The organism is Escherichia albertii NBRC 107761 = DSM 17582 (assembly GCF_000759775.1).
Lineage (GTDB): Bacteria > Pseudomonadota > Gammaproteobacteria > Enterobacterales > Enterobacteriaceae > Escherichia > Escherichia albertii.
The window spans coordinates 1-9,218 of record NZ_BBMY01000165.1 but is presented as its reverse complement, the minus strand read 5'-3'; the positions used below and the strand labels follow the sequence as shown (position 1 = coordinate 9,218).

Annotated in this window: 8 protein-coding genes; 4 read left to right on the top strand and 4 right to left on the bottom strand. The window is 51.7% G+C overall.

The window, feature by feature from the left end; translation table 11 throughout:
• Positions 1 to 214, bottom strand: a 214-nt coding sequence (locus EA14781_RS20790) for an IS1 family transposase (protein ID WP_042336169.1), incomplete at its 3' end; no start/stop codon positions are given.
• Between the two features lie 137 nt (positions 215 to 351).
• Between EA14781_RS20790 and EA14781_RS20785 the strand changes: the two genes are divergently transcribed.
• The 3 genes from EA14781_RS20785 (at position 352) to EA14781_RS20775 (ending at position 1,942) form a co-directional block, all read left to right on the top strand.
• Positions 352 to 543 carry a YfgG family protein gene (locus EA14781_RS20785; protein WP_000075999.1) on the top strand — a complete coding sequence of 64 codons (192 nt, stop codon included), beginning with the start codon at positions 352 to 354 and terminating at the stop codon, positions 541 to 543.
• Positions 544 to 868: 325 nt separating this feature from the next.
• Positions 869 to 1,387, top strand: coding sequence for an outer membrane lipoprotein (locus tag EA14781_RS20780; protein ID WP_010340856.1), 519 nt, complete (start codon positions 869 to 871; stop codon positions 1,385 to 1,387).
• Positions 1,388 to 1,402: 15 nt separating this feature from the next.
• On the top strand, positions 1,403 to 1,942 hold the full coding sequence (locus EA14781_RS20775; RefSeq protein WP_000722174.1) for a DUF5384 family protein: 540 nt from the start codon (positions 1,403 to 1,405) through the stop codon (positions 1,940 to 1,942).
• A gap of 172 nt (positions 1,943 to 2,114) precedes the next feature.
• On the opposite strand, the gene guaA is transcribed toward EA14781_RS20775, so the two are convergent.
• Together guaA and guaB are read right to left on the bottom strand one after the other, a co-directional pair.
• The gene (gene guaA / locus EA14781_RS20770) at positions 2,115 to 3,692 is read right to left on the bottom strand and encodes a glutamine-hydrolyzing GMP synthase (protein ID WP_000138272.1); all 1,578 of its coding nucleotides are present in this window, start codon (positions 3,690 to 3,692) and stop codon (positions 2,115 to 2,117) included.
• Positions 3,693 to 3,760: 68 nt separating this feature from the next.
• Positions 3,761 to 5,227, bottom strand: coding sequence for an IMP dehydrogenase (gene guaB / locus EA14781_RS20765; RefSeq protein ID WP_001299507.1), 1,467 nt, complete (start codon positions 5,225 to 5,227; stop codon positions 3,761 to 3,763).
• Between the two features lie 161 nt (positions 5,228 to 5,388).
• Here guaB and xseA point away from each other — a divergent pair, with 161 nt between their 5' ends.
• Positions 5,389 to 6,762 (top strand): exodeoxyribonuclease VII large subunit, encoded by a 1,374-nt coding sequence (gene xseA, locus EA14781_RS20760; protein ID WP_000937956.1) that lies wholly within the window; start codon positions 5,389 to 5,391, stop codon positions 6,760 to 6,762.
• A 32-nt stretch (positions 6,763 to 6,794) separates the two neighbouring features.
• Here the strand turns inward: xseA and EA14781_RS20755 are convergent.
• Positions 6,795 to 9,218: adhesion domain-containing protein (locus tag EA14781_RS20755; protein WP_256204658.1), on the bottom strand; the 2,424-nt coding region annotated here is incomplete at its 5' end.

Below are 9,218 nucleotides of genomic sequence, written 5' to 3'. Positions count from 1 at the left end.
TGTGGGCAGTTGCCCGGCATCCAACGCCATTCATGGCCATATCAATGATTTTCTGGTGCGTACCGGGTTGAGAAGCGGTGTAAGTGAACTGCAGTTGCCATGTTTTACGGCAGTGAGAGCAGAGATAGCGCTGATGTCCGGCGGTGCTTTTGCCGTTACGCACCACCCCGTCAGTAGCTGAACAGGAGGGACAGCTAATAGAAACAGAAGCCACTGGAGCACCTCAAAAACACCATCATACACTAAATCAGTAAGTTGGCAGCATCACCAATGAAGAATTGACCATTTTGCTATGATGTGCCTTAATGTAAGTACCGTCCACGAAGTTGGACATAGCTTAAGGAACCTTTTGTGAGTCAGGCAACCAGTATGCGAAAACGACACCGATTTAACAGTCGCATGACCCGAATCGTACTGCTCATCAGCTTTATCTTCTTCTTTGGCCGCTTTATCTACTCCTCCGTCGGCGCCTGGCAGCATCATCAGAGCAAAAAAGAAGCTCAACAATCCACGCTCTCTATCGAGTCACCGGTACAACGTTAGCGGGAACGTCGAACATTACCCCAACAGTAAAACAGCTTCAGGTTGTTTGATGTCTTTTGTCTCTTTCTGGCTTACAGGAGTCAGAAGGCGTATTGCTGCGCAATTTTTCAATATCCCGGAAAAACATTCTAGAATATATACCATCATATATAAGATGATAGTTATTATTTATATTTCATATATATTTAATTAATATTTTCTCATCACACATTCACTTTAATTATAATAAAAAATTTAATTCTTTACTCCACCATCAATAGATTTACTTTTGTTGGATGATGATTTTAAATAATCATGTTTTTTACAATGCGATTAACAAGGATTAGTGATGAACTTTAAAAAATGTTTCTTACCTGTAGCTATTTTGGCTTCTTTCACTCTCGCTGGCTGTCAATCCAATGCTGATGATCATGCTGCTGATGTTTATCAAACAGATCAGCTGAACTCAAAACAAGAGACCAAAACAGTTAATATTATTTCCGTGCTACCAGCAAAAGTAGCGGTAGATAATACAAAAAATAAACAAGCAGCACAGACTTTTGGCGCTGTTCTTGGTGCTGTGGCAGGTGGTGTTGTGGGCCATAACGTAGGTTCCGGCAGCAGCCTGAATACCACGGCTGGTGCAGTCGGAGGCGGTGCGGCAGGTGCGGCAGCAGGCTCCATGGTAAGTGATAAAACTTTAGTTGAAGGTGTGTCTTTAACCTATAAAGACGGGAAAAAAGTTTATACCTCAACCCAGGTTGGCAAACAGTGCCAATTCACTACTGGTTTAGCAGTTGTTATCTCCACTGCTTACAATGAAACCCGCATTCAGCCAAACGCGACATGCCCTGAGAAAAAATAATCATCAGGGGGGGTCATGAAGAAAATACTGCTGTGCGCAATTCTGGCTACGCTAAGCAACACAACCTTTGCCTCTTCATTACAGGATCAGCTCTCCGCAGTTGCAGAAGCTGAACAGCAAGGCAAAAATGAAGAGAAAAAAGAGCATGATGAATGGGTAGCGGAGCGCAACAGAGAAGTCCAACAAGAAAGGCAACGACGCGCAAATGCGCAGGCAGCAGCGAATAAGAAAGCCGCAGCTGCTGCGGCAGCACGACAAGCTCGTCAGGACAAGTTGGATGCTGAAGCCACCAAAGATAAACAGCGTGATCAAGGTTATGAAGATGAGTTGCGCAGTTTAGAAATCCAGAAGCAAAAACTGGCACTGGCGAAAGAAGAAGCGCGAGTAAAAAGGGAAAACGAGTACATCGATCAGGAGCTTAAGCGTCAGGCTGCGCATACTGATGTTGTTCAGTCAGAAGCCGATGCGAACCGCAATATGTCGGAAGGCGGACGCGATTTGATGAAAAGTGCCGGCAAAGCAGAAGAAAATAAATCTGATAGCTGGTTTAACTAATTGCTTTCTCTACCATAAAGCCCATGATTCGTAAGGATTATGGGCTTTTTATTGTTATCCCTAAACCACCTCCCCAGGAGGTGGTTTAGGGATAACAATAAAAAAACCCGCAGTTACGCGGGTTTAGAGGTACTTTACTGCTTTTACGTACAGGCTGTTGCCAGACGCGAAATCATTCCCACTCAATCGTAGCTGGCGGCTTACCGCTGATGTCATACACCACGCGAGAAATACCGTTCACTTCGTTGATGATGCGGTTAGAAACGCGACCGAGGAAATCGTACGGCAGGTGTGCCCAGTGAGCGGTCATAAAGTCGATGGTTTCAACAGCACGCAGGGAGACAACCCAGTCGTATTTACGTCCATCGCCCATTACGCCTACAGAACGTACCGGCAGGAAGACGGTGAACGCCTGGCTGACTTTATCGTACAAGTCCGCTTTACGCAGTTCTTCAATGAAGATGGCATCAGCACGGCGCAGCAGGTCACAGTACTCTTTCTTCACTTCGCCCAGTACACGCACGCCGAGGCCCGGTCCCGGGAACGGGTGGCGGTACAGCATGTCGTACGGCAGGCCCAGCTCCAGACCAATTTTACGCACTTCATCTTTGAACAGCTCTTTCAGCGGTTCAACCAGGCCCATCTTCATCTCTTTCGGCAGGCCGCCCACATTGTGGTGGGATTTGATCACGTGCGCTTTACCAGTCGCAGACGCGGCAGATTCGATTACGTCAGGGTAAATTGTGCCCTGCGCCAGCCACTTCACATCTTCCACTTTCAGGGCTTCTTCATCGAACACTTCAACAAAGACGCGACCGATGATTTTACGTTTCGCTTCTGGATCGTGTTCACCTGCCAGCGCTGACAGGAAACGATCTTCTGCCGGAACGTGAATAATGTTCAGGCCAAAGCGATCGCCAAACATGTCCATCACCTGTTCCGCTTCGTTAAGGCGCAGCAGGCCGTTATCAACGAACACGCAGGTCAGATTTTTACCGATAGCGCGATGCAGCAGCATGGCGGTAACGGAGGAGTCTACGCCGCCAGAAAGGCCGAGGATCACTTTATCGTCACCCACCTGCTCGCGAATGCGGGCTACAGCGTCGTCGATAATTTTTGCTGGCGTCCACAGCGCTTCACACTGGCAGATATCCAGAACAAAACGCTCCAGCATACGCATACCCTGGCGGGTGTGAGTCACTTCCGGGTGGAACTGCACGCCGTAGAAGCGTTTTTCTTCGTTCGCCATAATGGCAAACGGGCAGTTTTCAGTGCTGGCGACGGTCACGAAATCGGACGGGATAGCGGTAACTTTATCACCGTGGCTCATCCAGACATCCAGCAGTGGCTTACCGTCCGCAGTCAGCGCATCTTCGATACCGCGAACCAGTGCGCTGTCGTTTACGACTTCAACCTGCGCATAGCCAAACTCACGTTCGTTGGAGGCTTCAACGTGGCCGCCCAACTGCATTGCCATCGTCTGCATGCCATAGCAAACACCGAATACCGGTACGCCAGCTTCAAAGACATACTGCGGTGCGCGCGGGCTGTTTTCTTCGGTGGTGCTTTCCGGGCCGCCGGAAAGAATGATGCCGCTTGGGTTGAAGTCACGAATTTGTGCTTCTGTCACATCCCACGCCCACAGTTCGCAGTAAACGCCCAGCTCACGCACGCGGCGCGCGACCAGTTGGGTGTACTGAGAACCGAAGTCCAGAATGAGGATGCGATGCTTATGAATGTTTTCCGTCATTGACGCTTATTCCGAGGCAAGTGAAACAGATAATATAAATCGCCCGACATGAAGTCGGGCGAAGAGAATCAGGAGCCCAGACGGTAGTTCGGGGACTCTTTAGTGATGGTCACGTCATGGACGTGGCTTTCCTGAATGCCCGCACCGCTGATACGTACAAACTCCGCTTTAGTACGCAGTTCGTCGATAGTACCACAGCCAGTCAGCCCCATACAGGAGCGCAGGCCGCCCATCTGCTGATGGATGATCTCTTTCAGGCGACCTTTGTAAGCTACGCGACCTTCAATACCTTCCGGCACCAGTTTGTCGGCAGCGTTGTCGCTCTGGAAGTAACGGTCAGAAGACCCTTTGGACATCGCGCCCAGAGAACCCATTCCACGGTAAGATTTGTAAGAACGGCCCTGGTAGAGCTCGATTTCCCCCGGGGATTCCTCCGTACCTGCCAGCATGGAACCCACCATCACCGCGCTTGCGCCAGCAGCGATAGCTTTGGCGATATCGCCAGAGAAGCGGATACCGCCGTCAGCGATAACCGGAATACCAGTGCCTTCCAGCGCTTCTACGGCGTCAGCAACAGCGGTGATTTGCGGAACACCGACACCAGTCACGATACGCGTCGTACAAATAGAACCTGGGCCAATACCGACTTTAACTGCGCTGCAGCCCGCTTCTGCCAGAGCGCGAGCGCCAGCGGCAGTTGCGACGTTGCCGCCGATGATTTGCAGATCCGGGTATTTCGCACGGGTTTCACGGATACGTTGCAGAACGCCTTCAGAATGACCGTGAGAGGAGTCGATCAGCAGAACGTCAACGCCTGCGGCAACCAGTGCGTCAACACGCTCTTCGTTACCCGCGCCCGCGCCAACCGCTGCACCAACGCGCAGACGGCCTTGTTCGTCTTTACAGGCATTCGGTTTACGTTCCGCTTTCTGGAAGTCTTTCACGGTGATCATGCCGATCAGGTGGAATTCATCATCAACCACCAGCGCCTTCTCAACACGTTTTTCGTGCATTTTAGCCAGCACAACTTCGCGGGCTTCGCCTTCACGGACGGTCACCAGACGCTCTTTCGGCGTCATGTAAACGCTAACCGGCTGGTTCAGATCGGTAACAAAACGCACATCACGACCGGTGATGATGCCGACCAGTTCGTTTTCTTCGGTTACAACCGGATAGCCAGCAAAGCCGTTACGCTCGGTCAGTTCTTTCACTTCACGCAAAGTGGTGGTTGGCAGAACGGTCTGCGGATCAGTCACCACGCCAGATTCGTGTTTTTTCACGCGGCGAACTTCTTCAGCCTGGCGCTCAATAGACATGTTTTTGTGGATAAAGCCGATACCGCCTTCCTGAGCCAGAGCGATAGCCAGGCGCGCTTCCGTTACGGTATCCATTGCTGCAGAGAGCATAGGGATATTCAGACGAATAGTTTTCGTCAGCTGGGTGCTGAGGTCAGCGGTATTCGGCAGAACGGTAGAATGAGCAGGAACGAGGAGAACGTCGTCAAACGTCAGAGCTTCTTTAGCGATACGTAGCATGGGCAATATCTCGACCAGAGTGGTTAATAAATATTGCCGCGGCATTATACAGAGCGTAACCGATTGCATCTACCCCTTTTTACAAAAAATGCTTGCTATCCCCAACTGGCGGGTTACTATCGACTGAATAACCTGCTGATTTAGAATTTGATCTCGCTCACATGTTACCTTCTCAATCCCCTGCAATTTTTACCGTTAGCCGCCTGAATCAAACGGTTCGTCTGCTGCTTGAGCAGGAGATGGGACAGGTGTGGATCAGCGGCGAAATTTCTAACTTTAGCCAGCCCTCTTCCGGTCACTGGTATTTTACGCTCAAAGACGATACCGCCCAGGTGCGTTGTGCCATGTTTCGCAACAGCAACCGCCGGGTCACCTTCCGCCCACAACATGGGCAACAAGTATTAGTTCGCGCCAATATCACATTGTATGAGCCGCGCGGCGATTATCAGATTATCGTCGAGAGTATGCAGCCAGCGGGTGAAGGCTTGTTGCAACAGAAATACGAACAGCTCAAAGCGAAGTTGCAGGCCGAAGGTTTGTTCGATCAGCAATTTAAAAAACCACTTCCCTCCCCCGCGCACTGCGTGGGTGTGATCACTTCAAAAACCGGTGCGGCACTGCACGATATTCTGCATGTATTAAAACGTCGCGATCCCTCACTGCCAGTGATTATTTATCCTACCGCCGTACAGGGTGATGATGCGCCGGGGCAAATCGTTCGCGCCATTGAACTGGCAAATATTCGCGGCGAGTGTGATGTGCTAATCGTCGGACGCGGCGGTGGTTCGCTGGAAGATTTATGGAGTTTTAACGACGAACGCGTGGCGCGGGCGATTTTTGCCAGCCGTATTCCGGTAGTCAGCGCTGTCGGGCATGAAACCGATGTCACCATCGCCGACTTTGTTGCCGACCTGCGTGCGCCCACACCATCTGCCGCCGCCGAAGTGGTGAGCCGCAATCAGCAGGAGTTGCTGCGCCAGGTGCAATCTGCCCAGCAGCGGCTGGAAATGGCGATGGATTATTATCTTGCTAATCGGGCACGTCGTTTTACGCAAATTCATCATCGGTTACAGCAGCAGCACCCGCAGTTACGGCTGGCACGCCAGCAGACTGCGCTTGAACGCCTGCAAAAACGAATGAGCTTCGCACTGGAAAATCAGCTTAAACAGGCAAATCAGCAGCAGCAACGCCTTATCCAGCGGCTTAACCAGCAAAATCCGCAACCGCATATTCATCGTGCGCAAACTCGCATTCAGCAACTGGAATATCGTCTGACAGAAACGCTTCGCGCACAGCTTGGCGACACACGTGAACGTTTCGGCAACGCGGTGACTCATCTGGAAGCGGTTAGCCCACTTTCCACGCTGGCACGCGGCTATAGCGTGACCAGCGCCGCCGATGGCTCAGTCCTGAAGCAGGTTAAACAAGTTAAAGCTGGCGACACGCTAACTACCCGCCTTGGCGATGGCGTGGTGGTCAGCGAAGTCAGCGCGGTAAAGCGCTCACGTAAACCACGCCGTTCTGTGCCGGACTGAACATAATCAATGTCCGGCAATATTGTACAGAATCACTGGAAACAGGTAGCAAACCCAGGCGTCCCATCGACATCAATACCGCAATTCTGAGTGTTCGTTGACATGTTCAGGCCACAGTAGAAACTGCCGCTGCTGGCCGATGATGAGAGATAGCTAAACGACGTCATCGGCCATCCCAGGCTATTCATTGAACCATGCAATGTCTGCAACTCACTGTATGTCGGCGCTTTGCCCAGACTACCGCACTGTTTTTCAAAATCCAGCTTATTGGCATCGATGGTATGGGCCAGCGCCCAAATTTCGTTGTTCACAGTCGGCGTCGATGCCGGTGTCGCAGACGACACTTCCGACGCCAACAATGGACGATGTAACGTTTTTCCGTTCACGGTCACGGTATCCACCATATTCCCCCAGAAGCTGGCCGTGGGGATATCAGGACTGGTATGGACGGTAAAGATGGTATCCAGCGACGATGTAACCGTGTCGTCACTCACCAGCGCCACCTTCAGCGGCGTTTTATACCCCGGCGAGTTATCCTGGCGGATGGTGAAGGTCGCCGTACCGTTGCTCGCAGTCACGCCACTAATGGTGCTACCGCTATCGGTCAGCGTCACATTTGCGCCAGCAGGCGAGACAGGTGTCAGCAGCATATCATCAAAACTCGCCACATTGCCGTACAACGTCACCCCCGGGTTTCTCGGTGCCGCTGCGCCGCGCGTCAGGGTGAACGCCACGTTGGGCTTCGCCTTCCCGGCGCTGTCTTTTGTGGTCACTGTTAAAAACATCGCGTCGCCTTGTTTAGCCACCGCAGCCTGTCTGCCAGAATCAAACTGCGAAGACGTCAGCGTGATGGAGGTATCCGGGCGCGGCGTTAACAGACAAGCCTGAAGCGCTTTGGTTTTAGTACTTTCCGTCTGACCATTATACAGGTTCATCGTCTGGCATTTTGACGACGAAACGGTACACGCTGGATCTGACGTCCACCAGGAATAGCCGCTTCCAGAAACAGGCCAGCCAATCTGTGCAGTAATAGTGCCGTTCGGATAGCGGGCGTACAACGCACCAAGATCATCAAGTGTCGGATGTTTCGCTGCGTCGGCGCACGGGCTGACGCTGCTGTCCGTTTTTTGTTTAGGCATCAGTCCCGGCCAGGATTCATTATACGCGGACACCGCTGATGCCTGGGAGGGAGACGACACTTCACTGTACAATTTCGGTCGTTCAAACACCGCACCGTTCGCCGCCGTCGCCGTTTCCGGCATATGGCCCCACATATTGGCTTTGTCGCTGTCCGGGCTGGTAATCACGGTAAAGATCGTATCCAGCGATGCTTTCATCTGCGTGCTGCTGCCTGTTGCCGTCACGATCATCGGCGTCTTAAGGCCGGAGGTGTTATCCTGATGCAGGTTAAAGGTCACCTGCCCCCGGGCATCCGTCTGCATAATCATGTAGTTATTGGCAGTCGTCGACGACCCCGTTAAAGAGCCGCTCGTGTATGTTTGTGCCGGAGCAAAGCTGTCTGCCATCAGGTCATCGTTAATAGAAGTATTAGTTTCGCTGGTTCCTGCACGATTTTTACTCACACTACGCTGGATACCCACCGACTCATAGGCCGCAGGTGAACCGTCGCTATATGTTACCGTTACCGTGAGAGGAATCGACTCGCCTTTCTTCGCCTTTCCGGCCAGCCATACGCTGTCCCAGTTTTCCGGCGCTGACGCCAGAGTTATCGCGCCGATCGGTTCCGCATTCGCCAGGCAGACCAGCGGCCAGGGAGTCGAAGTAGAGGAAGTACTCACTACAGAGCCAACCGTACCGAGGTTAACATATTGATATGCAGGAGCTGCTATCCCCACACTGGAAGCCGCATTACGCGACCAGAAACCAGGTACCGATGGATCTGCCGGCCACCCCTGCGTTGATTGCAACGTCCCATCTGGATACTGTTCATAAAGCGACAGCAGGTCATTTAGCTGTGGTAATCTGTCCTGACACCCCCCTTGAGTACCATTCAATGCCTGGGTGATTGTGACTTTCTGCCACACTTCGTTATTAACATTGAAAGATGCAGTAGCGCCTGTTTCAGCTTTTAACAGCGGACGACTGAATACCTTACCGTTTTTGGCGGTTAAGGTTTCTGGCATATACCCCCAGTAGTTCGCCAGTGACGTATCCGGGCTGGTTTGTACTGTAAAAATGGCGCTCAATGGTTGCGAGGTTGCCGCATTATTCTCCAGCGTTGCATGAAGCGGCATTCTGACACCCAGGCCCGCATTAGGTTGATTCACGGTCAGTGTCATTGTGCCATCCGGCCCGGTAGAGCTATAAAAGTTCACCGATTTATCTAAATACGCCTGATGGCTATTTTCATCCGTGACTGAAATCAAATTCGACGTGGCATCTGGGTGATGCTGCCAACTTACTGATTTAGTGTATGATGGTGTTTTTGAGGTGCT

Bases quoted from the DNA above. Each gene is read 5' to 3' on its own strand.
- EA14781_RS20775 (WP_000722174.1), top strand. From the start codon at position 1,403: ATGAAGAAAATACTGCTGTGCGCAATTCTGGCTACGCTAAGCAACACA.
- guaA (WP_000138272.1), bottom strand. From the start codon at position 3,692: ATGACGGAAAACATTCATAAGCATCGCATCCTCATTCTGGACTTCGGT.
- guaB (WP_001299507.1), bottom strand. From the start codon at position 5,227: ATGCTACGTATCGCTAAAGAAGCTCTGACGTTTGACGACGTTCTCCTC.
- xseA (WP_000937956.1), top strand. From the start codon at position 5,389: ATGTTACCTTCTCAATCCCCTGCAATTTTTACCGTTAGCCGCCTGAAT.